Source organism: Streptomyces sp. NPDC058619 (assembly GCF_042717785.1).
Classification (GTDB): Bacteria; Actinomycetota; Actinomycetes; order Streptomycetales; family Streptomycetaceae; genus Streptomyces.
Map to the genome: position 1 here is coordinate 84,547 of NZ_JBHXQN010000001.1, position 25,691 is coordinate 110,237.

Genomic DNA, 25,691 nt, shown 5'->3' on the forward strand with positions numbered 1-25,691 from the left:
GAAAAACACGGGCCTACCTTCGACGTATGCCTCCCGCTCATACCGGGGCACCCGTCATCCCGGGTGCCTCCACCTCGTCGTTCGCCGAACCCGCACCGAAGTCCGCGCCCGCCGTCGCGCCGAAGTCCGCGCCGCCCGCCGCCGCCCCCGAGGGCCGCGAGCCCGGCCGCCCCGGCTACCGCCGCATGAGCCTCGCGCTCTTCGCCGCCGGCCTCGCCACCTTCGCCCTCCTCTACTCCACCCAGGCGCTGCTGCCCGCCATCTCCGGGGGCTTCGGCGTGACGGCGGGTCAGGCCAGCTGGACGGTGTCCGCGGCCACCGGCGCGCTCGCGCTGTTCGTCCTGCCGCTGAGCGCGCTGTCCGAGCGGTTCGGGCGCACCCGGATGATGACCTGGTCGATGGTGGTGGCCGTGGCCGTGGGCCTGCTGGTGCCGTTCGCGCCGAACCTGGAGTGGCTCGTCGTACTGCGCACCGTCCAGGGCGCGGCGATCGCCGGGATCCCGGCCTCCGCGATGGCGTACCTCGCGGAGGAAGTGAAGCCGGGGGCCCTCGTCGGCGCGATCGGCCTGTTCGTCGCGGGCAACTCCATCGGCGGCATGAGCGGCCGCCTCGTCACGGGCTGGGGGGCGCAGCTGGGCGGCTGGCGGGTGGGCCTGCTGGCCGTGGGCCTGCTGTCGCTGGTCTGCGCCGCGGCCTTCCTGGTGCTGCTGCCCCGGGCCCGGTTCTTCCGGCCGGCGTCGCTGAACCCGCGCGCGGTGGGCCGTACGGTCTCCGGGCACCTGCGCGATCCGCTGCTGCTGCGGCTGTACGGGATCGGCGCGCTGTTCATGACCGTCTTCGGCGCCGTGTACACCGTGATCGGCTACCGCCTCGTCGACGAGCCGTTCTCGCTGGGCCAGGGCGTGATCGGGTCGATCTTCCTGGTCTACCTGGTCGGTACGGTCTCCTCGGCCGCCGCCGGCCGGCTCGTGGCCCGTGCGGGGCGGCGCGGCGCGCTGTACCTGGCGGTGACCACCACCGCACTCGGGCTGCTGTTCTCCCTGGCCGGCTCCCTGGCGCTGATCCTCGCCGGGCTGGTGCTGATCACGGCGGGCTTCTTCGCGGGCCACGCGGTGGCGTCCGCCGCCGTGAGCCGTACGGCCAAGACGGGCCGCGCGCAGGCCTCCGCGCTCTACCAGTCGGCGTACTACCTCGGCTCCAGCGCCGGCGGCACGCTGGGCGCGCTCGCCTACCACTCCGCCGGGTGGGCGGCCACGGTGGGCATCGCGCTGCTGGCCGTGCTCGGCGTCGTGTCGATCACGCTGTACGGGTCCCACGCGGCCCGCGCCGAGCGCCGGACGATGACGGCGGCCGCGGTCGCGCGCTGACGGCCGCAACAGTCGCGCGCTGACGGAATCTACGCACCCCCGTCAGGTAACTACCCCGCGTTTTCCGGGCATTGATCCCGCAGGACGACAGGGCGACCAGGGGAGGACCTGATGGGGGCGAGGCGCGCGTACGCGAGGCGGCGGGCCGCGGTGGTGTGCGGGGTGGCGGCGGTACTGGCCGTACCGGTGGTGGTGGCGGGGGGCGGCACGGCTCAGGCCGCCGCCTGCAACGTCACGACCGGGCCGTACCAGCGGCAGGTGGAGCAGTTCCTGGGGCGGCCGGTGGACGGCCGGCAGTCGGCGGCGGACTGCGCCGCCATCAGGGCTTTCCAGGCGGCCCACGGGATCACCCCGACGGTGGGGTACGCCGGGCCGCTGACCTGGCAGACGATGAGCACGATGCTGGCGCAGCGGGCCGCCGGCAGCACCCCGAACCGGGCGGGCGCCTGCCCGGTGAACCGGGGGCGGATCGCCTGCGTCGACCTGACGCGGCAGCTCAGCTGGATCCAGGACGGCGCCGCGCTGCGGTACGGCCCGGTCCCGGTCCGCACCGGCAAGGACGGCACCGAGACCCGGACCGGCCTGAAGAAGATCTACTACCGCAGCATCAACCACTGGTCGACGATCTACAACGTCGCGATGCCGTACTCGCAGTTCTTCGACGGCGGCATCGCCTTCCACTCCACGACGAAGAGCATGTGGAACCCGCCCGGCTCGGGCGGCTGCGTGAACATGCGGCCCGCCGACGCCAAGGCCTACTGGAACATGCTGGGCAACGGGAACGCCGTCTACGTCTACGGCCGCAAGCCCGGCACGTAGCGGCGACACGGGCCCTGACCTGCTCCGGCTGCCGTTGTCGGACCCCTCCGGTAGTTTCCGGGGTATCGGATCTACCTGGGGGAACGACGGCCATGAGTGACCTCGCGACGACGGCGCCATCCGACCTGGATGCCGCGATGGACCGGTACCGGGTCGAGCTGACCGGGTACTGCTACCGGATGCTCGGCTCGGCCTTCGACGCCGAGGACGCGGTGCAGGAGACGTACATCCGTGCCTGGCGCGGCCGGGAGAAGTTCGAAGGCCGCTCCTCGCTGCGCTCCTGGCTGTACCGGATCGCCACGAACGTCTGCCTGGACCTGCTGAAGGCCGGCAACAAGCGAGCCCGCCCGATGGACCTGAGCGCCCCGCAGCACCAGGCCTCCGCCGTGCTGAACGAGCGCTCGGAGGTGACCTGGCTGGAGCCGGTACCGGACGGCCGGGTGCTGCCGCAGACCGCCGACCCCGCCGAGACGGCGCTGGCCCGGGAGTCCGTACGGCTGGCGTTCGTCGCGGCGCTGCAGCACCTGCCGGCGAAGCAGCGGGCGGTGCTCATCCTGCGCGAGGTGCTGGCCTGGAAGGCGGACGAGGTGGCCACGCTCCTGGACACCACGGTGGCCTCGGTCAACAGCGCCCTCCAGCGGGCGCGGGCGACGCTCGCGGGCCACGCGCTGCGCGAGAGCGACCCGGCGGACCCGCTGGACGCGGAGCAGGCGAAGCTGCTGGAGCGCTACCTGGCGGCGTTCGAGGCGTACGACATCTCCCGCCTGACCGCGCTGCTCCACGAGGACGCGGTGCTGTCGATGCCGCCGTTCGACCTGTGGCTCCGCGGCCACGAGGACATCGCCGCCTGGCACCTGAACCAGGGCATCGGCTGCAAGGGCTCCCGGCTCGTCCCGACGACGGCGAACGGCATGCCGGCCTTCGGGCAGTACCGGCCGGCGCCCTCCGGGAAGGGGCACGTGCCGTGGGCGCTCCAGGTGCTGGAGATCTCAGACGGGAAGATCGTCGGGCTCAACGCCTTCCTGGACACCGCCCGGTGGTTCCCGCTGTTCGGCCTCCCCGAGGAGCTCGGCGAGTCCGACGAGGTGCAGGAGGTCCCGTAGCGCGGGGCCGGCTCCGGTGACGGTGAGGGTCCCGCGGCCGCGCGCGGCCAGCCGCAGCCGGGCGAGGGCCTCGACGGCGCCCAGATCGGGGGCGGTGACGGCGCGGGCGTCGCACACGGCTGCGGCGGCCCCGGCCTCGTAGAGCAGGACGAGCCGGGCGCACAGGCGCGCGGCGTCCTGCGGGGTGGGGCTGGGTCCGGGCAGCACCAGTCGGGTGATCGTCACGACTGGGTGACTTCTGGGGGCCCCCGGACTCATCGGTGGCCGGTGTTTACCGTCAGGGACGGGGGAAGGCGGAGGTGTCCAGCGTGAGACCGAAGGGCTCGGGAAGCCGCACGGGGTCGCCGAACTTGACCACCGACAGCAGGCGGTAGGTGCCGTTCTGCGGTTCGCCGTACAGGTGGACCGTGGGGCTGCCGGACATGTGCGGGTCGATGAGCAGGTACAGCGGGACGCCAGCGGCCGCGTAGCCGGCGAGTTTGGCGACCCGACCGTTGGAGGCGTTCCACTTCGAAGTGATTTCGACGACGAGCTCGGCGGCATCCGCGGGAACGGAGTTGCCCTCGCTCTGCACCACATCGCGCGGTACGACCGCGAGGTCCGGAATGTAGAGGCCGACCCGGGACGGGACGGCGACGTTCAGCGTTTGGTAGATCCCGCAGTCGGCGGGCTTCGCCGCGTACAGGACCTCCTGCACCAATTCGGCGATGTAGTTGTGGTGGTTGACGGGCGGTGGTGCCACGGTGACGATCCCCTCGATGATCTCCACCTTGCAGCCCTCCGGCGCGCCCGTCCCTTCCCAGAGGCGGACGAGCTCGTCCCAGTTCTCGCCACCCACGGGCTCGTGCCGGACGGTGAGTGCGCTCACGATGTGCTCCTCAATCGGTCGTCACCGATCCCAGCATGCCGAACGGGACCGGTGGGCGTCCACCGGTCCCGTTCAGCCGTACGAGGGAGTGCGCGGTACTACGCGATGCGGTCCAGCACGATCGGCGTGGCGGAGAAGGACGTGCCCGCCGGGGCCACGTCGAAGGAGCCGTCCAGCGCGGAGAGGGCGTACTCGAACTTCTCGGGGGTGTCCGTGTGCAGCGTCATCAGGGGCTGGCCCGCCGTGACGGTGTCGCCCGGCTTGGCGTGCAGCTCGATGCCCGCGCCCGCCTGCACCGGGTCCTCCTTGCGCGCGCGGCCCGCGCCGAGGCGCCAGGCGCCGACGCCGACGCCGTACGCGTCGAGGCGGGTCAGGACGCCCGAGGACGGGGCGGTGACGATGTGCTGCTCGCGGGCGACCGGCAGGGCCGCGTCCGGGTCGCCGCCCTGGGCCGCGATCATCCGGCGCCACACGTCCATCGCGGAGCCGTCGGCCAGCGCCTTCTCCGGGTCGGCGTCCTTGATGCCCGCCGCGTCCAGCATCTCGCGGGCCAGGGCCAGGGTCAGCTCGACCACGTCGGAGGGGCCGCCGCCGGCCAGGACCTCGACGGACTCGCGGATCTCCAGCGCGTTGCCGGCGGTGAGGCCGAGCGGCGTGGACATGTCGGTGAGCAGGGCGATCGTCTTGACGCCGCTGTCGGTGCCGAGGGCGACCATGGTCGAGGCGAGCTCGCGCGCGTCCTCGATGTTCTTCATGAAGGCGCCGGAGCCGACCTTCACGTCGAGGACGAGGGAGCCCGTGCCCTCGGCGATCTTCTTCGACATGATCGAGGAGGCGATCAGCGGGATGGCCTCGACGGTGCCGGTGACGTCGCGCAGGGCGTAGAGCTTCTTGTCGGCGGGGGCCAGGCCGTCGCCCGCCGCGCAGATGACCGCGCCGGTGGTGTCCAGGACGTGCAGCATCTCCTCGTTGGAGAGCAGCGCGCGCCAGCCCGGGATGGACTCCAGCTTGTCGAGCGTGCCGCCGGTGTGGCCGAGGCCGCGGCCGGACAGCTGCGGCACGGCCGCGCCGCAGGCGGCGACGAGCGGGGCCAGCGGGAGGGTGATCTTGTCGCCGACGCCGCCGGTGGAGTGCTTGTCGGCGGTCGGCCGCGCGAGGGAGTCGAAGTTCATGCGCTCGCCGGAGGCGATCATCGCGGCGGTCCAGCGGGCGATCTCGGTGCGGTTCATCCCGTTCAGCAGGATGGCCATCGCCAGCGCCGACATCTGCTCGTCGGCGACGACACCGCGCGTGTACGCGTCGATGACCCAGTCGATCTGCTCGGGGCTCAGCTCGCCGCGGTCCCGCTTGGTCCGGATGACGGAGATGACGTCCATGGGGTGACTTCCTTCTACGCGCATAGAGAGAGGGCTGTACGGAGGGGGAGGGAGGAAGACGACGGCCCTCCGCCCGGGAGGGGGCGGAGGGCCGTCGGCACGGTTATCTCAGGTGGTCGGGCCCGAAGGCCTGGGGCAGCATCGCGGACAGCGGGAGGATCCCGTCCGGGGTCTCCACCAGCAGTTCCGGGCCGCCGAACTCGAACAGCAGCTGCCGGCAGCGACCGCAGGGGACGAGGATCTCGCCCTTGCCGTCCACGCACGTGAAGTGCGTCAGCCGGCCGCCGCCGGTGGCCTGGAGCGAGGACACCAGCCCGCACTCGGCGCACAGGCCGAGTCCGTAGCTCGCGTTCTCGACGTTGCAGCCGGTCACGACCCGGCCGTCGTCGACGCGGGCGGCGACCCCGACCGGGAAGCCGGAGTAGGGCGCGTACGCGTGGGACATGGCGTCCCGGGCCGCGACGCGCAGGGCTTCCCAGTCGACGGCCGCGGCCGTTGCCGGGCTCGTCACTTGCCCTGGCCCTTGCGGTACGGCATGCCGTCCGCCTTCGGCATCCGCAGCCGCTGTGCGGAGAGCGCGAGGACCAGCAGGGTGGTGACGTACGGGGCCGCGTCCACGAACTGGCTGGGCACCGAGTCGGTCAGGGCGTACCAGACGAACAGCAGGACGGCGAAGAGTGCCGAGACGCCGGCCTGGACGTACTTCTTCTTGTACAGCTGCCAGGCGGTGACCAGGACCAGCAGGATCGCGATCAGCAGCAGCATGGCGTGGACGTTCTCGGCGCCGCCGCGCAGCTTCAGGCTGTCGATGAAGCCGAAGAGGCCCGCACCGAGCGCCGTCCCACCGGGCATCCAGTTGCCGAAGATCATCGCGGCGAGACCGATGTAGCCGCGGCCGCCGGTCTGGCCCTCCTGGTAGATGCCGGTGGTGATCGCGAGGAAGGCACCGCCGAAGCCGGCCAGCCCGCCCGAGACGATCACGGCGATGTACTTGTACTTGTAGACGTTGACGCCCAGGGACTCCGCCGCGATCGGGTTCTCGCCACAGGAGCGCAGGCGCAGGCCGAAGGCGGTCCGCCACAGCACCCACCAGGTGCCCGGGATCAGCAGCAGGGCGATGAGGGTCAGCGGCGAGAGGTTGGTGACCACTCCGCCGACGACGCCCGCGAGGTCCGAGATGAAGAACCAGTGCTTGCCCTGGAGGTCCGCCAGCGCGTCCGAGAGCCCGCCGAGGTTGATCCGTGGGATGTCCTCGATGCGCGGGGACTGCTTGGAGGAGCCGCCCGGCGCCTCGGAGAACGTGAAGTTCGACAGGTACTGGGTGAAGCCCAGCGCCAGGATGTTGATGGCCACGCCGGAGACGATGTGGTTCACGTTGAACGTGACCGTGATGATCGCGTGCAGCAGGCCGCCGAGGGCGCCGCCGAGGATGCCGACGAGGACGCCGGTCCACGGACCCCACTGGTAGCCGGCCCAGGCACCGAACCAGGTGCCGAGGATCAGCATGCCTTCGAGACCGATGTTGACGACGCCCGCGCGCTCGGCCCACAGGCCGCCGAGGCCGGCGAGGCCGATCGGTACGGCGAGCTGGAGCGCGCCGGAGACCTGGCCGACGGAGGTCAGGTCGTTGGCCCCGCTGATCAGGCGGACCAGCGAGACCAGCGCGAGGCCGCCCGCGATGATCAGCAGGATCCAGGGCAGGGTGAGCTTTCGGCGGCCGTCCGACTTCTTCGGGGCCGCGCTCGCCGCGGAGACGGTGCTGGTGCTCACGCCGCGACCTCCTTGTCGGTCTTGATGGCGCCGCCGGCGGCGAGTTCCTCGCCGACCTTCTGCTGCTGGCGGCGGATGCCGTAGCGGCCTACGAGCTCATAGGAGACGACGACCGCGATCACGATCAGACCCTTCATGATCGTGCCGATCTCCTTGGCGTACCCGGCCGTGTCGAGCGAGGCCGAGGCCTTGTCGATGAAGGCCATGAGCAGTGCCGCGAAGAAGATGCCGACCGGGCTGTTGCGGCCGAGCAGGGCGATGGTGATGCCCGTGAAGCCGATGCCGACCGGGAAGGACAGGCTGTACGTGTGGCTCTCGCCGAGCAGCACGGGCATGCCCGCGAGGCCGGCGACGGCGCCGGAGATGAGCATCGAGGTGATGATCATCTTCTTGGCGTCCACACCGGAGGCCTGGGCCGCGGACTCGCTGGCGCCGGTGGCGCGCAGGTCGAAGCCGAAGCGGGTCCGGTTGAGGACGAACCAGTAGACGACGCCGAGGGCGAAGGCCACGAAGGTGAAGCCGTAGATCTCCAGGCCGTCGCCGAGGTCGACCGCCGGGAACCAGCCCGACTGGGCGATCTCGCCGGTGTTCAGGTCGTTGGAGCCCTCCGGCTGGACACCGAGGTTCTTCGGGAGGATCAGGTAGGCGATCAGGCTGGTGGCGATCGCGTTCAGCATGATCGTGGAGACGACCTCGCTGACGCCCCGCTTGGCCTTCAGGACGCCGGCGATGCCGGACCAGAAGGCGCCCACCATCATCGCGACGAGCACGATCAGCAGGATGTGCAGCGGGCCCGGCAGGGTGACGGCCGTGCCGACCACCGCGGACACCATCGCCGCGAGGCGGTACTGGCCGTCGACGCCGATGTTGAAGAGGTTCATGCGGAAGCCGATGGCCACGGCGAGGGCTGCCAGGTAGTACGTACCGGCCTGGTTCACGATGAGGACCTGGACGTCCTCGTAGCCCGCGTTCTCCACCATGATCCGCAGCGGGTCGATCGGGTCCACGCCCGTCGCCGCCAGCACGATCATGGTCAGCACGAAGGCGGTGACCAGCGCGAGCGCGGGCCCGGCGAAGGCGAGGAGCAGCCGGTCCTTGTCGAATTTCTTCATCGGGCCTCGTCCTCCGGGGAATCGGCACCAGCGTCGGTACCGGCGGAGTGGTTGTCGGTGGCTTCCAGGTGCCCGGAGGCGGCGCCCGTCATGGCGGTGCCGAGCTCCTCCGGGGTGACGGTCGCGGGGTCGGCGTCCGCGACCAGGCGGCCGCGGTAGATCACGCGCAGGGTGTCGGACAGGCCGATCAGCTCGTCCAGGTCGGCGGAGATCAGGAGCACGGCCAGGCCCTCGCGGCGGGCCTCGCGGATCGCGTCCCAGATCTGCGCCTGCGCGCCGACGTCCACACCACGGGTGGGGTGGGCGGCGATGAGGAACTTCGGGTTGTGGCTCATCTCGCGGCCGACGATCAGCTTCTGCTGGTTGCCGCCGGAGAGCGAGGCCGCGGTGACCTCGATGCCGGGCGTGCGGACGTCGTACTCGCGCACGATCCGCTCGGTGTCCTTGCGGGCCGCCTTCAGGTCGAGGATGCCGCGCTTGGAGTTGGGCGCCTCGGTGACGTGGCCCAGGATGCGGTTCTCCCACAGCGGGGACTCCAGCAGCAGGCCGTGGCGGTGGCGGTCCTCGGGGATGTACCCGATGCCGCCTTCGCGGCGCTCGCGGACCGGCGCCTTGGTGATGTCCTTGCCGTCCAGCGTGATCACGCCCGCGTCGGCGGAGCTCATGCCCATCAGGGCCTCGATCAGTTCGGTCTGACCGTTGCCCTCGACGCCCGCGATGCCGAGGATCTCGCCCTTGTGGATCGTGAAGTTGACGTCGTCCAGCAGCAGGCGGCCGCCCGCCGCCGGCTCGTGCACGAAGGAGTCCGCGGACCCCGGGGTCCGCGCCGTGTCCTCGGTGGCGACGGGAGCGAGGCCGCCCTCGGCGACGGTCAGGCCCGCCACCCGCAGCATCGGGACGTCCGTCACGGTCGACTCGCGGGTCTCCGGCGAGGGCAGCTCCGCGCCGACCATCAGCTCGGCGAGCTGCTTGGGCGTGGTGTTGCGCGGGTCGGCGGTGCCGACCGTGGTGCCGCGGCGGATGACGGTGATGTCGTCGGCGACCTTCAGGACCTCGCCCAGCTTGTGCGAGATGAAGATGACGGTCAGGCCCTCGGACTTGAGCTCGCGCAGGTTGTCGAAGAGGGCGTCCACCTCCTGCGGCACGAGCACTGCGGTCGGCTCGTCGAGGATGAGGATCCTGGCGCCGCGGTAGAGGACCTTGAGGATCTCCACGCGCTGGCGGTCGGCGACACCGAGGTCCTCGACCAGGGCGTCGGGGCGCACGCCGAGGCCGTACGCGTCCGAGATCTCCCTGATCTTCTTGCGGGCCTTGGCGCCGATCCCGTACAGCTTCTCGCCGCCGAGAACCACGTTCTCCAGGACGGTGAGGTTGTCGGCCAGCATGAAGTGCTGGTGCACCATGCCGATGCCGCGGGCGATGGCGTCGCCGGGGCTGGTGAAGGAGACCTGCTCCCCGTCGATGGCGATGGTGCCCTCGTCCGGCTTCTGCATGCCGTAGAGGATCTTCATCAGAGTCGACTTGCCGGCGCCGTTCTCACCGACTAGGGCGTGGACCGTGCCCTTGCGGACGGTGATCGCGATGTCCTTGTTGGCTACGACGCCGGGGAAGCGCTTGGTGATGCCGTGCAGTTCCACGGCGGGGGGCGGGCTGGACGCGTTGATGACGCACTCTCCTTGGCGCGGAAGGAGCGGAGGCAGGGGGAGACAGGGCGGGACTCGGCCGGGCGGGTGGGCGGGAGCAGGACGGTACCGCGTCCACGATGCCTCTACGCGCGTAGCACTGTCGAAAGTGAAAACTTGCGGCCGAGTGGCCACAACGAATCACGGGAGGACGGTTCACAAGACGCGGCTCGGGGTCCGGGAGCGGCACTGACCGCTCCCCGGACCCCGGAGACCACGACTACATGTCGGACTCGGCCTTACGGCGCGGTCTTGACAGTGATCTTCTTGGAGATGATGTCGGCCTTGGCCTTCTCGACCGCGGCGATGACGTCGGCCATCTTCTTGTACTCGGGGTTGGAGTCGGAGAGGCCGACGCCGTCCTTGTCCAGGCCGTAGCGGATCTCACCGTTCTCCGGCTTGCCGTCCTTGACCGACTTGATCAGGTTGTAGACGGAGTCCGAGACGTCCTTGGTGACCGAGGTCAGGATCTTGTCCTTGTACTTGGACAGACCCGCCTGGTTGTACTGGTCGGAGTCGACACCGATCGCCCACTTGCCGGCCGCGTGGGCCGCCTCGATGGCACCGGAGCCGGCCAGGCCCGCCGCGGCGTAGACCACGTCGGCGCCGCCCGCGCTCAGCTGGCCCTGCGCGGCCGCCTTGCCGAGGTCGGGCTTGGCGAAACCGTCGAAGTTCGGCGGCTGCGTCAGGTAGGCGGAGAGCACCTTGGCGTTCGGGTTGGTGTCCTTGACGCCCTGGATGAAGCCGGCCTCGAACTTCTTGATCAGCGGAACCTCGACACCGCCGATGAAGCCGACCGTGCCGGTCTTGGACACCTTGGCGGCGGCGACGCCGGCCAGGTAGGAACCCTGCTCCTCGTTGAAGACGAGGTTGGCGATGTTCGGGCCGGTCACCGAGGTGTCGTCGATGATGCCGAAGGTGGTCTCCGGGAACTTCGGAGCGACCTTCTTGATGGCCGGGGCGTAGGCGAAACCGACGCCGATGACCGGGTTGTTGCCCTTGCGGGCAAGCTCGGTGAGGCGCTGGACCTTGTCGGCCTCGCCCTCACCGTCGGTGGGCTCGGCCTCGGCGCCCTTGATCTTGAGGTCCGTCTCGGCCTTCTGGAGGCCCGCGTAGGCGGCGTCGTTGAACGACTGGTCGCCGCGGCCACCGATGTCGTACGCGATGGCGGCGCTGGCCGTCTTCGCGTCGCCCGAGGCGGAGGACGAGGACGAGGGGTCCGTCGAGTTCTTTCCGCCACAGGCGGTGGCAGAGAGGGCCAGCGCAGCGGACGCGAGGCCCACGGTGGCGATCCTGGTGATCCGGCGCAAGGGGAGGCTCCTTCAAAACCTGACCGAAGCGCCACGACCGGCGCTGGTTTCGCGGCGATCGTAACGCGCGTAGATGTCAGTTAAAGGCCCGTTCATGAGTCGTTATCGGATCGTCGCGAACCGGACAGTGACCGGTTGGTGACAGCGCACCTGTCCAACCCTTGTGTACCAAGGGTTGGACAGCTCCGCGGGAAGAACCGTGAATGTTGTACGGAAGTTTGCCCGGGCCCTACTGGGGGGAGGCTGAACGCCGGCCGTCGAGCAGGGCGGCGGCCGTGAAGAACTCCACGCCGACCGCGATCGCGGACTCGTCGACGTCGAAGTCGCCCCGGTGCAGGTCCCTCTTGGCGGTGTCGCCGGGGGTGCGGACGCCCAGCCGCGCCATGGCGCCCGGGACGTGCTCCAGGTACCAGGAGAAGTCCTCCCCGCCCAGGCTCTGCTCGGTGTCCTCGACCGACTCGGCGCCGCAGCGCGCGCCCATCGCCTCACGGAGCAGTTCGGTGACCGCCGGGTCGTTGACGACCGGCGGGACCCCGCGGACCTGGTTGATCTCGAACTTGGCCCCGTGCATCGTCGCGATCTCGTCGATCGCCGCGTGGATCATGTCGGGCGCCTCGTGCCAGGCGGCCAGGTCCAGGCAGCGCACGGTCCCGGACAGCTCGGCGTGCATCGGGATGACGTTGCAGGCGTGGCCCGCCTCGATCCGGCCCCAGGTGACCGCCATGCCCGAGCGGGCGTCCATCCGGCGGGAGAGCACCGCGGGCAGGTCGATCGCCACCCGGGCGGCCGCCGTCACCAGGTCGGTGGTGAGGTGCGGCCGGGCGGTGTGCCCGCCGGGCCCGGAGAGGCTGACCTCCAGCCGGTCGCAGGCCGAGGTGATGGCGCCGGCCCGCAGCCCGATGCGGCCCGAGTCGACCCGGGGGTCGCAGTGCACGGCGATGATCTTGCCTACCCCGTCCAGGACCCCGGCCTCGATGGCGTCGGTGGCCCCGCCGGGGAGCACCTCCTCGGCCGGCTGGAAGAGCAGCCGCACCGGACGGGGCAGCAGGCCCTGGCGGTCGAGCTCGGCGAGCACCAGACCTGCACCGAGGACCACGGTGGTGTGCACGTCGTGGCCGCAGGCGTGTGCCCGGTCCGGGACCGTCGAGCGGTACGCGACGTGCGTCTTGGCGTCCGGGATGGGCAGGGCGTCGATGTCCGCGCGCAGCGCCAGCATGGGCACTACGCCGTCCCAGGTGCCCACGTCACAGATCAGACCGGTACCCGACTTCAGCACCCGTGGTCGCAGGCCGGCCTGCTCCAGCCGGGCCTTGATCGCTGCCGTGGTACGGAATTCCTGGTGCCCGAGCTCGGGATGCATGTGCAAGTCCCGGCGGAAGGCGATCAGTTCGGCACGCAGGTGGTCCGGAAGCTTGCCGGGCAGCTCGGGCCGGTCGGACGCGGCGGGCTGGGCGGTCTGGGATTCGCGGGACATCAACTGGTTCACCCGTTGAAGGGTAGGCGCACTGACCGGCCAACTGGCTGGAGATCACAAAAAGTTCATGCCGTTAGGGGAAAGAAACCCGGCCTCTGGAGGCATGGCCGGGCGCGCTCGGGGGTAAACTCGCGCGCTCATCCGGCCGCCCCGGCCGTCTGGGCAGGGAGTCTGCGCACATCACGGGCGCTGTCGGTGACCCCCGCGAGGAAACCGCGGGCGCGCGGCGACGCGGATCCGGTGAGCCAGGCGGGGTCGACATCGCATACGGCGACGGTGACGCCGGTACCGCTCAGGGCGTACGGCAGGGTGTGGACGACCGTGGACGGGAAGCTGACCACGGTGTGCCCCACCGGGCCGCGCCGGGCGATCAGCTCCAGCGGCAGGTCCGGCCGTACGATCTCCAGCCCGGTCGCCGCGCTCAGCGCGCGCAGCTTCTCGGGGGACTCCCGGCGGTGCGCGAAGTAGCGGGTCGCCCCGTGCTCCGCGGTCAGCGCGCGCACCGCGTCGAGGTAGCGGGCCGGGTCCACCACGCCGGTCTCCACGAGCGAGGTCCCGACCAGGTCGGTGCCCCTGGTCAGACGGGGCGGGCCGAAGCGGGCGCGGGTCCAGGCGAAGTCGTTGACCCGCAGGGTGGTACCGCCGTGGACGGTGACCGGCATCGAGCTGAACAGCTCCACGGCGCGGGTCCCGGCGGGCGTGAACCGGCGCCGGGCGGTCGCCGAGACCGGCGCGTACGCCAGCTCCCGGACCCGGCCGGGCAGCCCCCCGGCGCCGACCCGGTGCCAGCGGACGAGGCGCTCGCCGCGGGCGGTCTGGGCGACGAACTCCATCGTGGCCGTTCCGTCGTCGACCACGACGAGCCGGTCGGCGCGCACCAGGGTGAGCAGCAGCTGCACGTACCGGGAGAACGGGTCGCCCACGACCACGGTGCGGGCGGCCCGGACGTCGCCCACGAGGGCCGCGAGGGCCTTCAGCGGCGCGAGCCCGCCGCCGCGCGCCTCCTGCCAGCGGACGTCGTGACCCTCGTCACGTGCCAGGGCGGCCATGCGGCGCAGCTGGCCGCGGGACATCGGGTCGGTGGGGGGCAGGACGACGATCCGCAGCGGCTCGGCGGCGGGCGTGGCCTCGGGTGTGGACGCGGACTCGGACGCGGGCGGCGGGACGGGAGCGCCGGCGTCGCGGCTCTGGCGCGGGATGCCGCCGAGCAGCGGGGCGGGGACCGCCGGGTCGGGTCCGGCGGGGTCGGGACCGCCGGGTCGGGCGTACGCCCACTCCAGGACGTTCAGGAGTTGGACCGGGCTCTCTACGAACGCCAGGGCGGAGGCGGAAGGGGGCACCACGGACACCACGTACTCCTCGTCTGGGGGCGGAACTCGTACGCGCCGGACCTGGGGTCGGACGGTCGGACGGTCAGACGGCCACCGGCGTGCCCTGCACCCGGCGGAGCTTCTTCATCGGGCCGAGCTCGGAGGCGTAGACCCGCTTGACCCCGTCGCCGAGGGCGGTCTCGATGGTGCGGATGTCGCGGACGAGGCGGGTCAGGCCGCCCGGCTCGACGGAGGCGGCCTGGTCGGAGCCCCACATCGCGCGGTCGAGGGTGATGTGCCGCTCGACGAAGGCGGCGCCGAGGGCGACGGCGGCGAGGGTGGTCTGCAGGCCCGTCTCGTGGCCGGAGTAGCCGATGGGGACGTTGGGGTACTCCTCCCGGAGGGTGTTGATCACCCGCAGGTTGAGTTCCTCGGCCTTGGCCGGGTAGGTCGAGGTCGCGTGGCAGAGCAGGATGTTGTCGCTGCCGAGCACCTCCACCGCGTGCCGGATCTGCTTCGGGGTGGACATGCCCGTGGAGAGGACGACGGTGCGGCCGGTGGCGCGCAGGGCGCGCAGCAGCTCGTCGTCGGTGAGCGAGGCGGAGGCCACCTTGTGGGCGGGGACGTCGAACTTCTCCAGGAAGGCGACGGCCTCGGTGTCCCACGGGGAGGCGAACCAGTCGATGCCGCGCTGGGCGCAGTGGGTGTCGATGGCGCGGTACTCGTCCTCGCCGAACTCGACGCGGTGGCGGTAGTCGATGTACGTCATGCGGCCCCAGGGGGTGTCGCGCTCGATGTCCCACTGATCGCGCGGGGTGCAGATCTCCGGGGTGCGCTTCTGGAACTTCACGGCGTCGCAGCCGGCTTCTGCTGCCGCGTCGATGAGGGCGAAGGCGGTGCCGAGGTCGCCGTTGTGGTTGATGCCGATCTCTCCGACGACGTAGACGGGGCGGCCGGGTCCGGCGGTGCGCGATCCGAAGGTGCGCAGGCGGGCGGAGGCGTGGGGGGTGGCGGTCATGGCGGGCGACGTCCTTCGCGTGGGTACGGGGTGTGCGGGGTCTGCGGGGTGTGCGGGGAGCACGGCGGGTGCGGGGAGCTCGGGGTGCGGTGCGGGTACGGGGTCTGCGGAGTGCGGTGCGGGGGCCGTGAGCCCGGGGTGCGGGGTCAGGGGGTCGAGGAGGGGGGCGAGGAGGCGGGCCCGGGCCAGGTCGTGCGGGTCGTCGATCTCCAGCGCCCGCGCCGGGTCGGTGGCGACGGGCAGGACGCGGCCGAAGAACCGGTGGCCGGCGGTACGGAAGCCCGCGGCGTCCATGGCGTAGGCGGCGCCGGTCTCCAGCAGGTCCCGCGGGCGGTCCTGGCGCCTCGGGCGGTACGCCTCGTCGTGGTTGACCCCGGCCGCGGACCCGTCGGGGCGCTCCCGCCAGAGGAAGCCGTGGAACGGGGCCGCGGTCAGGGCCGAGTCGGCCTCCCCCGAGGCGACGGCGGCGGCGACGGACTCGACGTCGGAGGCGGTGAGGAACGGGCTCGTGCACTGGACGAGGAGGACCACGTCCACGGTGGCGCCGTGCAGCTCCTCGAAGGCGGCCAGCGCGTGCAGGACCGCGGACTCGCTGCTCGCCGTGTCGCCGGAGATCGCGCGGGGGCGGGTGACCGGCTCGGCGCCGGCGTCGCGGGCGGCCGAGGCGATCGCGGCGGAGTCGGTGGAGACCACCACGTCGGTGACGGTCGGCGCGGCCAGGCAGGCCCGTACGGCGCGGGCGACGAGCGGCACTCCGGCCACCTCGGTGAGGTTCTTCCCGGGCACCCCCTTGGAGCCGCCCCGGGCGGGTACGACGGCCAGCACCCGCGGCGCCCCGGGCCGCGGCGCGGTCACAGCTCCCCCAGGCGGCGGATCACCGGGGCCACGCGCTGGACCCCGTGGCGGTACGCCCCGCGGGCGGCCCCGCGCAGGTGGGCGCGCAGGCGGCGGCGCAGCCGGGACTCCCCCGCGCTCGCGCGCACGGCGCCGGGCAGCGGGGTGCCGTCGGGGGCCAGGCGGTGGCGGGCCAGGATGCCGGGCAGGTAGCCGGGGGCGGTGGTGAGCGTGTAGTACGGGTCCGGGGAGGGCAGCAGCTCCCCGGACGCCAGCGCGGCGACCCGTTTCCGGGCGGCCGCGTAGGCGTCGTCGGGGGACGCGCCCGCGGCGCCGTCGGGGGACGCCGGGCGGACCCCCTGGGCGCGCAGCCACTCCGGGTCGCCCTGCGGGAGCAGCCCGGCGTCCAGCTGGTCCCAGGAGGCCAGGCAGCCCGAGCCGAGGAAGTGGTGGTTCCCGAGGGCCTCGCGGATGCCGAGGTCGGTGAGGACCGCGGTCGGCACGGAGCGGTGCAGGGACTCCAGGGCGGCCGTGGACGAGACGGTGACCAGAAGGTCGGCGGTGTCCAGTACCTCGCCCATGTTCCCGTACACGAGGCGGCAGTTGGGCGGGAGCCCGCCCGGCAGCCGCTGCGCGAGCCGCTGGTAGGGGTGCTCCTCCAGGTGCGTGGTGTGCTCTCCGGGCCGGCTGCGGAGCTTGACCAGCACCTCCCGGCCGGGGTGCAGCCGCGCGTGCCGCGCCGCCCGCTCCAGCAGGTACGCGCGGTCCGCGCGGCTCTCGGGGACGGAGGGCTGCACGGCGAAGACCACCCGGTGCGCGGACCCGCCGGTACCGGCGGCACCGGCCGGCGGGGCGTACCGCGCCCCGCCCAGGAACGGCAGGGCCGTCTCCGTCACCGCGCCGGCGTCCGCACCCACCCCCTCGTACACGGCGCGGAACCGCTCGGCGTCGTGGCGGGAGTTGGCGAGGACGAGGTCGGCCCCGTGCCGCAGCAGCAGTCCGTCGGCGAGCTTCTCGTAGACGACCCCCACGTAGCCCGTGACGAGTACGGGCCGCTCGGCCGGGGCGGGCCACAGGGCGCGGGCCCCGTGCAGGACGGCCTGGACGGCGCCGCCGACGAGCGCGAGGACGACCACGTCGTAGCGCTCGCGCCCGAGTTCGTCGAGGAACTCCGCGCAGGACACCTCGGTCAGCCGGTCGGCGCCGACCCCCACCTCGCCGAGCTGGCGGTCGGTGGGCGTGGCGCGGCCGCGCAGCAGGTATCCGGTGAGCTGGTGGTCGGGCACGAGACGGCGGGCGGTGAGAGCGCCCCATTTCCATCGCGTATCGGAATCGGCGAGCACGGCGACGCGCAGCTTGCTTTCTGGCACGCGGCAGAAACTATTCCGCGGCGCCGCCGACCGGCCCAACGACCGCACAACAGCGGGTTAACAACCAGTCGACGAAATGCGAAAGCGTACGGGTTTACGCGCCCGCCCCGCGCCGTTCACGTGGAATACGCTCGGGGGCCACGGTGAATGCCGGGCGGCCCCCTACCGTCCGGTGGGTGCCCAAGCTCTCTGTTGTCGTGCCGTTCTACAACGTGCGGACGTACGCACCGGATGCCCTGAGGAGCCTCGAAGCCAACGCCCGGGACGATTTCGAATTCCTGCTCGTCGACGACTGCTCGACGGACGGGACGGGCGAGGTGCTGGAGCGGGCGGCCCGCACGCTGCCCGGCGCGGTCCTCCTCGGGCACGGGCGAAACGGCGGCCTGGCCACCGCGCGGAACACCGGCCTGGACGCCGCCCGCGGCGAGTACCTCGCCTTCCTGGACGGGGACGACTGGCTGGCCCCCGGCCACCTGGCCCGGACGCTGGCCGCCATCGAGGCCCTGGGCTGCGACTTCGTCCGTACCGATCACGTGCAGTGCACCGGCAGGGCGCGGAGCGTGCAGCGCGTCCCGTACGGGCCGCAGTCGCTCGTCGCCGGTCCGCGCACCGCGATCCTGCCCGCGGACCGGGCCACGTCGGTGGACTACCCGTACGCCTGGGCCGGCATGTACCACCGGCGGCTGCTGGACCGCGGGGTGCTGCGCTTCACCGACGGGCTGCGGACGGCGGAGGACCGGCCGTGGATCTGGCGGCTGCACCGGGAGGCGGATTCCTTCGCGACCGTCGGAATGCCCGGAATCTTCTACCGTCGCGGGATTTCCACCTCGCTGACGCAAATCGGAGACGAACGGCAGCTCGATTTCATCCGCGCATTTGATCAAGTTCTCTCGGAGACCGCGGCGGACCACGAATCGGACCGGCTGATGCCGAAAGCCGTCCGAACATATTGCGCAATCATCGCCCACCATTTCGGATCCATCGAAAGGTACGAACCGGCCGTGGCCAGGAAACTCCGCTCGATGAGCGCGGCCGCGCTCGGACGCATGCCCCAGGACGTGCTGGACGGCGCCCTGGACTCGATGGACCCGGATCGCTCCGCCCTGCTGCGCCGCGTCCGCCGGGCGCACCGCCCGCTCGGCCGCCCCACCCCGCGGGGAGCGGCAGCCTGATGCCCACCCAGATCTTCCTGGCCTCGACCCTCTACGGCGCCGCCACCCTCGCGGCGGGCATCGACGCGGGCGTCTTCCCGCCCGCCGGCCGCCGCGTCCTGCTGACCAGCAACCACGCCGTGACCGCCGAGGTCACCCCCGGCCTCGCGGACATGCCGGGCTTCGCCGTGCTGCGCGGCCGCTTCGACGAGGTGCTCGACTGGAACGCCGTCATCGCACCGCAGCACCCGAGCACCTGGGCCCCGCGCCCGGAGGACGTCCCGTTGTGGGAACGGCAGTTGCGCACCCTGTGGGATCTCGGCGACGACCGCGTCGAGCTGGTCGTGGAGTCGCTCCAGGTGCCGCCCGCCCAGACCCTGTGCCGGCTCTTCCCGGGCGCGGCCGTGGACGTCTACGCCGACGGGCTGATGAGCTACGGGCCCACCCGCTTCCGGCTCGACCCCCAGCTCGGGATGCGGGTGCGGCGGGTGCTCCACCCGGACCTGGTGCCGGGTCTGGAGCCGCTGCTGCTGACGGAGTTCGGGGTACGGGCGGAGCCGCTGCCCGCGGAGCCCCTCCTGAAGGTCCTCGCGGAGCTCGCCGAACTCCCGTACCCCGCCGACCTCGAAGGCCTCGAAGGCCTCCCCCGCGGCACCGACCCCGACAGCGCCGGCCCTGACCGCTCCAACCCCACTCCCGCCGGCCCCGACCGCTCCGGTCCCGGCCGCCCGGTGCTCCTCCTCGGCCAGTACCTCTCCGCGCTCGACCTCATGACCCCCGCCGAGGAGGAGCGGCTGCACGGGGACATGGTCCGCGGCGCACACGCCCTCGGCCACCGCGAGCTGGTCTTCAAACCGCACCCCGGCGCCCCGGCCGCGTACTCCCGCGAAGCCGAGCGGGAGGCCGCCCGGCTCGGCGTCCGGCTGACCGTCGCCGCCGCCCCGGTGCTGGCCGAGACGCTCTACCAGCGGCTGCGCCCCGCGCTGGTCGTCGGCTGCTTCTCCACGGGCCTGCTGACCGCCGCCACCCTGTACGGGCTCCCCGTAGCCCGCACCGGAACGGGCGCGGTGCTGGCCCGCCTGACCCCGTACGCGAACAGCAACCGCGTCCCGCTCGCCCTGGTCGACGCCCTGCTCCCCGACCTGGCCGACCCGGACGCGGTCCGCGCCTGGACGCCCCCCGGCCCCGAGCGGGTCCGGGCCGAGCTGGCCGGGCTCCTCACCACGGTCGGGTTCACGATGCAGCCGCGGATCCTGGCGGCCCGCCGGGCGGAGGCGGAGGCCCACCTCGCCGGGCGGCCCGACCCCGGCGCCCTGCCGTACGTCACCCGGCGCCGGCTGACCGTGCTGGGGCTGCCGGGCGGCATTCCCGCCCGGCTCGCGTTCCTGCCGCGCAGCCCGAGGGTGCGCCGGGCCGTGCGCCGGCTCGCGCGGCTGCGGCGTACGGGCCGCTCCGGCCGGCCGCTCAGCTGACGGCGAGCTTGGCCGCGAAGCCCAGGAACAGCACGCCCGCAGCCGAAGTCGCCCACGCCGACAACCGCTTGCGGCGGCGGAAGGCGGCCGACAGCCGGGTCCCCGTGAAGATCAGCGTCGACAGGTAGAGGCAGCTCACCAGCTGCGACACCGTGCCGAGCAGCAGGAACGACAGCGCCGGGTAGGCGTACCCGGGGTCGACGAACTGCACGAAGAAGGACAGCAGGAACAGGATGGCCTTCGGGTTGACCAGGCTCACCAGCAGTGCCCGCCGGTAGGGCCGGCCGGTGCCGCCCTCCGGCTCCGCGCCGGTCAGCAACTCCTCCTGCGTGGCCCTGCGGTCGCGCCACATGGCCCGCGCGGTCCGCATCATCCCCACGGCCAGCCACGCCAGGTAGCCCGCGCCGAGGAACCTCACCACGCCGAAGAGCAGCGGGCTCGCCTGGAGCAGCGCGCCCGCGCCGGCGGCGGTCAGCACCATCAGGACCGCGTCGCCGGTGAACACCCCGGAGGCGGCCTTGTAACCCTCTTTCACTCCGCCGCGCACCGCCACGGACAGCACGTAGAGCGAGTTGGGACCCGGCAGCAGCACCATCAGCACCATGCCGGCGAGGTACGTCGGAAGATCTGTCACACCCAGCATGCGCAGGAGTGTCCCACAGGGTTGCACCTGTCGCGCCACCCCGTTTCGCCCACTGGAACCGGCCCCGTCCGAAGCACCCCCGGAGCCGCGCGCGACACCGGGGACCGCGCCCGTCAACCAGCCGCCCGCGCACCGCCGCACGCCTTGCGCACGGTCCGGGGCGCGGCCCGGGTACGCCGTTCGCAAACCCGGGTGAATGCCCTGGGCGTACGGAAAACACCTCGGATCACCCGGCCGGCCCGCCGGGTCCCGTCCCGTCAGGCAGCGGGCCCCGCCGACCGGTTCGACCGGAATCCCACCCGCGGCGCGCGCGACGTCGGGCATCCCCGCGTGGAACAACCGGGTCCTGGACTGATAGAACCTTCCCCGGCTACCGCTGGGTGTGCCCCGTCCGTGCACTCCTTCGAACGGCTGCGGGCGGCCCCCGGTCACAATGGCGCAACATCCCGGAACTCAGTGCAACTGTCCGCGCGCCCTAGGCATCACCTACTTACACGACGTAGAAAACGGGGGACAGCAATGCAGCGCCAGAGAGCCATAATCCGCACGCTTGGGTTGGTCACCGCCGTCGCGCTCGCCGCGACCGCCTGCGGACCGCAGAAGTCGGAGTCCCCGGGCTCCCCTTCGTCGGTTTCCGCCTCGCCCACGGCGGGCGCCTCCCCCGATGCCTCCCCGACCACCGACGACAAGCCGGGCGAGCCCTCCGCGTCGGCGTCGCCGTCCCCGTCGAAGTCGGCTTCGCCGTCCGCCTCCGCCTCCGCCTCGCCGTCGCCGACGGTGAAGCAGGTCATGGCCAACGGCGACGACAGCGAGCAGGTGCGCGAGCTCCAGGCCCGGCTGAAGCAGCTGGGGCTGATGTCGGTCGCGCCGACCGGCTTCTACGGATCGAAGACGACCTCGGCGGTCAGGTCCTTCCAGTCGAAGAACGGCCTGACCCCGACCGGGTCGGTCGACGAGCCCACCTGGAAGAAGATCCAGGCCGCCACCAAGAAGCCCACCGCCGACGAGCTGCGCCCGCCGACGGTCAACGAGCCGGACGCCCCGGACGCGCGCTGTATGGAGGGCCGGGTGATGTGCATCAGCAAGGAGAGCCGCACCCTCGCCTGGATGATCGACGGCAAGGTCGTCTCGACCATGGACGTGCGCTTCGGTTCGGAGAACACCCCGACCCGCGAGGGCGTGTTCAACGTGGGCTGGAAGGCCAAGGAGTGGACGTCGACGATCTACCACACGCCGATGCCGTACGCGATGTTCTTCAGCGGCGGCCAGGCGGTGCACTACTCGGCTGACTTCGCGGCCCGCGGCTACGCCGGCGCCTCGCACGGCTGCGTCAACGTCCGGGACAAGGGCAAGCTGTCCGCGCTGTTCGACCAGGTTCAGGTCGGCGACAAGGTCGTCGTCTACTGGTGACGCCCGTGGCGGCCGGTGGAGGTCCGCCGGCCGCGGTGGTGGTTGGGAAGTAAAGGGCGCGGGCAGGGCCGGGGGAACGTGCCCCGCCCGCGCCGGTTGCGCAGAGCCCAGGGGTACGGGGGGAACCCCGGCTCATGCGCGGCCGATGACCAGTCGGCTCGATACGTACTGCGTCGCCGGTTCGAAAAGTGTTACAGGCAGGTCAGCGCACCGATCAGCGGCGGTCGCGCAGGCCCGCTCCGCCCGGCAGCGCCGGGGACAGGGTCGGGGCCCGGAAGACGCCGTCGTCGCCGTCCCCGCCCGCACCGCCGGACGCGCTCGTCCCGCCCGAGCGGCCGGGTGCGCCGGGGGCGTCGCCGGGCAGGCCGCCGGCGTCGGTGACCCCGTCCAGCAGCGCCTCGCAGTAGCGCGGGATGCGGGAGAGCCCCCGGGCCAGGTCCGACAGCTTCTCGCGGCGGTCCTTGTCGAGGTGTCCCGCCCGGTAGTCCTCGCAGAGGGTCGCCGCCCGGCGCTTCGCCCGGTCGTGGTCGCGTTCCTTGCTGCCGCCGTTGGCGAACGTGTTCCCGTTGCCCTCGGTGTCGCCCGCGTCGTCCTTGCCCGCGGCGGCGCCGCCCTGGGCACTGCCCCGGGAATCCTTGCCGGTGCCGCCGACGGCGAGCCCTCCGGTGGAGGTTCCGGTTCCGGTGGTGGCCGCGGCGTCGGGCTCCGTACGCCCGTCCGGTTCCGGCGTCGCCGTGGCGCCCCCCGGGCCGGGCTGGACGGTCGGGCCGTCCCGGAGCGGGGTGGGCGGCAGCTGCGGGGCGAGGGTCGGCAGGGTGCCGTCGGAGTCCGGGGCCGCGTCGTCGTCGGCGCTGACCGACAACGCCGGTACGGGTCCCGCGCTGTCGAAGCGGTCCTGGTCCAGCAGCCCGGCTCCCGCCGCGGCGGCCAGACCGCCCACGGCCACGCTCGCCAGGGCGGCAGCGAGGCCGAACCGGACGTGCCGCCGGGGGCGGGGCGCCGGGGCCGGCGCGAGGCGGCCGAGGTCGAGCAGGGCGTCCCGGGAGGCGGCGGCCGGCGGCCGGGCCGCGGCCGGGCCGCAGGCGCCGCGCGCCGCCTGCGCGGTACGGAAGGCGGCGACCGCCGCGGCCTCGCCGGGCAGCTCCCCGCGGGCGGGCGGCCGCTCCGCCAGGGCGTCGAGGGCCGCGCGCAGGCGTGCGGCCTCGCCCCGTGCGCGCGGATCGGCGGACGGTCCCACAGGTTCCGCCGGTTCTCCGCGCAGCAGTCTGTCCGCCGCGGCTCTGTCCAGCCACCTGTTGCGCTCGTCGGCCATCACATGTCCTTCTGCGTCCGCCAACGTGAATGCGTCACACCGGTTTGCTCTACGAGGCCCCCGCCACGGCCGCGTTGTGCGGGTACGGCGTCGAGATCCCTCCCGCCCCCGGCGTCCCGCGCCTGGCCACCGGCATTATGGCCGACGGGGGCCCGCTCTTCCGAGTCCGGTTCCGGTTCCGCTTCCCGGCCCGGCGCGAACTCGCCCGTCACGCCCTGCGCGCCCAGCAGCTCCGCCAGCTTCTTCAGGCCCCGGTGCGCGGCGGTGCGGACCGCGCCGGGCCGCTTGCCGAGGGTCTCGGCGGCGGTCTTGGCGTCGAGTCCGACGACGACGCGCAGGACGACGGCCTCCGCCTGGTCCTGGGGCAGCTGGGCTATCAGGGCCATGGTCGATCCGGTGGCGAGGGACTCCATTGCGGCGCCCGCGGTGTCGCACTCGGCGGCCCAGCCGGAGAGCTCCGTGTCGTCGCCGCCGATGGCGGGGCGGCGGCCGCGCATGCGGATGTGGTCCAGGGCGCGGTTGCGGGCGATCCGGGCGGCCCAGCCGCGGAAGCGGTCGGCGTCGCCGGTGAAGGAGTCGAGGTCGCGGGCGATCTGCAGCCAGGCCTCGGACGTCACGTCCTCCGCGTCGCCGTCCCCGACGAGCGTGCGTACGTATCCGAGCAGGCGTGGGTGCACGGCGCGGTACACAGCACGGAACGCGTTCTCGTCGCCGTCCTGTGCCGCGAGCACCGCGGCGGTCAGCTCCGCGTCGTCCCCCAGCAAAGTCCCCAACCCGTTCACTGTCCTGTACCTCTGGCGCAAATCAGCACGTTACGGCTTTCACGCACCTTCGTCCACGAGTTGTACAACCAGCAACCAACCCTGCGCGGAGCGAGGTGTGACACAAAACGCACTCGGGGCGCTGACAGGGGTACGGGCTTGTCGCACGAGTCCGTGACGGACGGCGACCGGGGCCTCTCCTGTGGGGGGTGGCGGCCTCGGTCGTCTTCCCCCTCCCGTCCCGTCCGCCGCGCTGGTCCCCGCGGACGACCCGCGTGCCGCCCGAACGGCTGCCCCACACTCCGTACCAGGCGTCCACGTCATCCTTTCGGCTCTCTTCCGGGTGATTTCCCCGCGGGAGTACGACACACCCGACCCCACGTCGCTAGCGTGGCGGTACACCCGCGCCGCGCCCCGAGGAGCCCCCCGCTGTCCAGCCATCTTCCGGCACAGGCCCGCGGCAGCTCCGACCCCGTACACGGCTCCGGGCTGACGCGGTTCAACGCCCTCTCCCCCGAGGCGGCCCACGCCGCCCTGCTGCACTGCTGCGGAAGCCGCCGCTGGGCCCACCGGCTGGCCGTGCACCGCCCGTACCCCGACGCCGGCGTACTGCTCGCCGCGGCCGACGAGGCCTCGTACGACCTCTCCCAGGCGGACCTGACGGAGGCGCTGGCCGCCGAGAGCTCGGCGGAACTGGACCACGGCGCCTCGTACGCCGCGCTGCTCGCCCTCGACGCGGCCCACGCGGAGTACGAACGCACGTTCGGCCACGCCTTCGTGATCTGCCTGGACGGGCACCCGCCGGAGGAGCAGGCGGACCAGCTGCTGGCGGCGATCCGGCGGCGGATGGCGCACGAGGTGGACGAGGAGCGCTCGATCTCCGCGGACGAGCTGCGCCGGGTCGCGCAGGGCCGGCTCCTGGACCTGACACGCTGGCTGACGTCGGCCGATGGGCTGACTGCGGACGAATTCGGGCTATTTGCCCCTGTGGGATAGTCCGTCCGTGCCTGTTTGATCACACCGATGACCCCCGCGCAAGGGAACCGACAAAGCGTCGCTACGATGTCCGGGGCCGGAGGACCGTACCCGGCCGGGCCCGACCGACAAAGAAGCCGGCTGGCCCCCGCCCCGCTTCCGGAGGGTTTTCCGTGCCGGCTGGAACGTTGTACCGCGGCCGGGAAGGAATGTGGTCCTGGGTGGCTCATCGAGTCACCGGCGTCCTCATTTTCTTCTTCCTGTTCGTACACGTCCTCGACACCGCTCTCGTCCGCGTCTCCCCCGAGGCGTACGACGACGTGGTGGCTACCTACAAGACGCCGATCGTCGCGCTGCTGGAGTACGGCCTCGTCGCCGCAATCCTGTTCCACGCGCTCAACGGTCTCCGTGTCATCGCCGTGGACTTCTGGTCCAAGGGCCCGCGCTACCAGAAGCAGATGCTCTGGACCGTCGTGGGCATCTGGATCGTGCTGATGGTCGGGGCTCTCTACCCCGTACTCGGCCACGCCTACCTTGAACTGTTCGGGAAGTGA

23 protein-coding genes and 1 pseudogene are annotated in these 25,691 nt (G+C 72.4%); 8 read left to right on the forward strand and 16 right to left on the reverse strand.

Features of this window, described 5'->3' with window-relative positions:
- Positions 1-26 precede the first annotated feature (26 nt).
- The 3 genes from ACFWTC_RS00425 to ACFWTC_RS00435 all read left to right on the forward strand — a co-directional run bounded on the left by ACFWTC_RS00425 (position 27) and on the right by ACFWTC_RS00435 (position 3,289).
- Positions 27-1,367 (forward strand): MFS transporter, encoded by a 1,341-nt coding sequence (locus ACFWTC_RS00425; protein WP_384025989.1) that lies wholly within the window; start codon positions 27-29, stop codon positions 1,365-1,367.
- Between the two features lie 111 nt (positions 1,368-1,478).
- Complete coding sequence (locus ACFWTC_RS00430; protein ID WP_383924329.1) at positions 1,479-2,186, forward strand: L,D-transpeptidase family protein; 708 nt, start codon at positions 1,479-1,481, stop codon at positions 2,184-2,186.
- A gap of 92 nt (positions 2,187-2,278) precedes the next feature.
- Positions 2,279-3,289 (forward strand): sigma-70 family RNA polymerase sigma factor, encoded by a 1,011-nt coding sequence (locus ACFWTC_RS00435; RefSeq protein WP_383924331.1) that lies wholly within the window; start codon positions 2,279-2,281, stop codon positions 3,287-3,289.
- On the opposite strand, the gene ACFWTC_RS00440 is transcribed toward ACFWTC_RS00435, so the two are convergent.
- The 13 genes and pseudogenes from ACFWTC_RS00440 to ACFWTC_RS00500 all read right to left on the reverse strand — a co-directional run bounded on the left by ACFWTC_RS00440 (position 3,176) and on the right by ACFWTC_RS00500 (position 17,413).
- The gene (locus tag ACFWTC_RS00440; protein WP_383924334.1) at positions 3,176-3,514 is read right to left on the reverse strand and encodes an STAS domain-containing protein; all 339 of its coding nucleotides are present in this window, start codon (positions 3,512-3,514) and stop codon (positions 3,176-3,178) included. The two genes, ACFWTC_RS00435 and ACFWTC_RS00440, sit on opposite strands and share 114 nt — an antisense overlap.
- Before the next feature lie 52 nt (positions 3,515-3,566).
- Positions 3,567-4,157 carry a Uma2 family endonuclease gene (locus ACFWTC_RS00445; RefSeq protein WP_384025986.1) on the reverse strand — a complete coding sequence of 197 codons (591 nt, stop codon included), beginning with the start codon at positions 4,155-4,157 and terminating at the stop codon, positions 3,567-3,569.
- A gap of 98 nt (positions 4,158-4,255) precedes the next feature.
- On the reverse strand, positions 4,256-5,533 hold the full coding sequence (locus ACFWTC_RS00450) for a thymidine phosphorylase (RefSeq protein WP_383924339.1): 1,278 nt from the start codon (positions 5,531-5,533) through the stop codon (positions 4,256-4,258).
- Positions 5,534-5,636: 103 nt separating this feature from the next.
- Positions 5,637-6,044 (reverse strand): cytidine deaminase, encoded by a 408-nt coding sequence (locus tag ACFWTC_RS00455; protein WP_383924342.1) that lies wholly within the window; start codon positions 6,042-6,044, stop codon positions 5,637-5,639.
- Positions 6,041-7,303, reverse strand: coding sequence for an ABC transporter permease (locus ACFWTC_RS00460; protein WP_383924344.1), 1,263 nt, complete (start codon positions 7,301-7,303; stop codon positions 6,041-6,043). The genes ACFWTC_RS00455 and ACFWTC_RS00460 overlap by 4 nt, the downstream gene beginning before the upstream one ends.
- Positions 7,300-8,415, reverse strand: a complete 1,116-nt coding sequence (locus ACFWTC_RS00465) for an ABC transporter permease (protein ID WP_383924346.1) — start codon at positions 8,413-8,415, stop codon at positions 7,300-7,302. The genes ACFWTC_RS00460 and ACFWTC_RS00465 overlap by 4 nt, the downstream gene beginning before the upstream one ends.
- On the reverse strand, positions 8,412-10,115 hold the full coding sequence (locus ACFWTC_RS00470; protein WP_383924380.1) for an ABC transporter ATP-binding protein: 1,704 nt from the start codon (positions 10,113-10,115) through the stop codon (positions 8,412-8,414). The genes ACFWTC_RS00465 and ACFWTC_RS00470 overlap by 4 nt, the downstream gene beginning before the upstream one ends.
- A 221-nt stretch (positions 10,116-10,336) precedes the next feature.
- Positions 10,337-11,407 (reverse strand): BMP family protein, encoded by a 1,071-nt coding sequence (locus tag ACFWTC_RS00475; protein ID WP_383924349.1) that lies wholly within the window; start codon positions 11,405-11,407, stop codon positions 10,337-10,339.
- A gap of 229 nt (positions 11,408-11,636) precedes the next feature.
- The gene (locus tag ACFWTC_RS00480; protein WP_384026074.1) at positions 11,637-12,881 is read right to left on the reverse strand and encodes an amidohydrolase; all 1,245 of its coding nucleotides are present in this window, start codon (positions 12,879-12,881) and stop codon (positions 11,637-11,639) included.
- Positions 12,882-13,018: 137 nt separating this feature from the next.
- Positions 13,019-14,224: a hypothetical protein gene (locus ACFWTC_RS00485; protein WP_383924384.1), complete on the reverse strand. Its 1,206-nt coding sequence runs from the start codon at positions 14,222-14,224 to the stop codon at positions 13,019-13,021.
- Between the two features lie 70 nt (positions 14,225-14,294).
- Positions 14,295-15,209, reverse strand: a complete 915-nt coding sequence (locus ACFWTC_RS00490) for an N-acetylneuraminate synthase family protein (protein ID WP_383924387.1) — start codon at positions 15,207-15,209, stop codon at positions 14,295-14,297.
- Between the two features lie 453 nt (positions 15,210-15,662).
- Positions 15,663-16,064 (reverse strand): annotated as a pseudogene (locus ACFWTC_RS00495) (cytidylyltransferase domain-containing protein); the annotation flags it as partial.
- Entirely contained in the window at positions 16,061-17,413 is a 1,353-nt protein-coding gene (locus ACFWTC_RS00500) for a DUF6716 putative glycosyltransferase (protein ID WP_383924352.1), read from the reverse strand. The gene ACFWTC_RS00500 and the pseudogene ACFWTC_RS00495, both read right to left, overlap by 4 nt.
- 176 nt (positions 17,414-17,589) lie before the next feature.
- Between ACFWTC_RS00500 and ACFWTC_RS00505 the strand changes: the two genes are divergently transcribed.
- Together ACFWTC_RS00505 and ACFWTC_RS00510 are read left to right on the forward strand one after the other, a co-directional pair.
- Entirely contained in the window at positions 17,590-18,585 is a 996-nt protein-coding gene (locus ACFWTC_RS00505; RefSeq protein WP_384025983.1) for a glycosyltransferase family 2 protein, read from the forward strand.
- A complete protein-coding gene (locus tag ACFWTC_RS00510) occupies positions 18,585-20,036 on the forward strand; it encodes a polysialyltransferase family glycosyltransferase (RefSeq protein WP_384025979.1) in 1,452 nt (483 codons plus the stop codon). The genes ACFWTC_RS00505 and ACFWTC_RS00510 overlap by 1 nt, the downstream gene beginning before the upstream one ends.
- Here the strand turns inward: ACFWTC_RS00510 and leuE are convergent.
- Positions 20,029-20,679, reverse strand: coding sequence for a leucine efflux protein LeuE (leuE, locus tag ACFWTC_RS00515; RefSeq protein ID WP_384025976.1), 651 nt, complete (start codon positions 20,677-20,679; stop codon positions 20,029-20,031). The genes ACFWTC_RS00510 and leuE overlap by 8 nt on opposite strands.
- Positions 20,680-21,234: 555 nt before the next feature.
- Here leuE and ACFWTC_RS00520 point away from each other — a divergent pair.
- On the forward strand, positions 21,235-22,089 hold the full coding sequence (locus ACFWTC_RS00520) for a peptidoglycan-binding protein (RefSeq protein ID WP_383924364.1): 855 nt from the start codon (positions 21,235-21,237) through the stop codon (positions 22,087-22,089).
- A 214-nt stretch (positions 22,090-22,303) separates the two neighbouring features.
- Here ACFWTC_RS00520 and ACFWTC_RS00525 read toward each other — a convergent pair whose 3' ends face one another.
- The gene (locus tag ACFWTC_RS00525; RefSeq protein WP_384025973.1) at positions 22,304-23,401 is read right to left on the reverse strand and encodes a hypothetical protein; all 1,098 of its coding nucleotides are present in this window, start codon (positions 23,399-23,401) and stop codon (positions 22,304-22,306) included.
- Entirely contained in the window at positions 23,401-24,165 is a 765-nt protein-coding gene (locus tag ACFWTC_RS00530) for an RNA polymerase sigma factor (RefSeq protein ID WP_384026071.1), read from the reverse strand. The genes ACFWTC_RS00525 and ACFWTC_RS00530 overlap by 1 nt, the downstream gene beginning before the upstream one ends.
- Positions 24,166-24,552: 387 nt before the next feature.
- On the opposite strand from ACFWTC_RS00530, the gene ACFWTC_RS00535 reads away from it, so the two are divergent.
- Together ACFWTC_RS00535 and sdhC are read left to right on the forward strand one after the other, a co-directional pair.
- On the forward strand, positions 24,553-25,158 hold the full coding sequence (locus ACFWTC_RS00535; protein ID WP_383929770.1) for a 2-oxo-4-hydroxy-4-carboxy-5-ureidoimidazoline decarboxylase: 606 nt from the start codon (positions 24,553-24,555) through the stop codon (positions 25,156-25,158).
- A gap of 152 nt (positions 25,159-25,310) precedes the next feature.
- A complete protein-coding gene (sdhC, locus tag ACFWTC_RS00540) occupies positions 25,311-25,691 on the forward strand; it encodes a succinate dehydrogenase, cytochrome b556 subunit (protein ID WP_078892868.1) in 381 nt (126 codons plus the stop codon).